The sequence below is a fragment of the Acinetobacter legionensis genome, from assembly GCF_048551735.1.
Classification (GTDB): Bacteria; Pseudomonadota; Gammaproteobacteria; order Pseudomonadales; family Moraxellaceae; genus Acinetobacter.
This window is the reverse complement of record NZ_JBIMBV010000111.1, coordinates 1-291: the sequence shown is the minus strand read 5'-3', so window position 1 is coordinate 291 and position 291 is coordinate 1. Positions and strand designations below refer to the sequence as shown.

The 291-nt window shown below is 38.8% G+C and carries 1 protein-coding gene; it reads right to left on the bottom strand.

Annotated elements, in window-relative coordinates; translation table 11 throughout:
* A partial coding sequence (locus tag ACG9ZL_RS21245; protein ID WP_419361916.1) for a DUF6531 domain-containing protein occupies positions 1–291 on the bottom strand: 291 nt, incomplete at both ends.

Below are 291 nucleotides of genomic sequence, written 5' to 3'. Positions count from 1 at the left end.
GCAGTTGGTGTTTGCGTCCATTGCTGTCAATAAATAAATACCCATTTTGGTTTTGTATGATCACATTGGAAAATGGCATCATCCAACGTGCGCCGATAATACTGTGATCAAACTCATTCATTTGAGAGTTATATTGACGACTAAAGGCAAAACCAACTTTAGGCAAGTAAAAGTCTGAATGATTGACTCGTTCAGCACCAATCGCATAGCTAATACTTTTATCCGTTTTAGAACTTTGATCGTCAGCCAATGTTGCGCAAATCGGATCATTTAAGGCATCAGGTTGTAAGG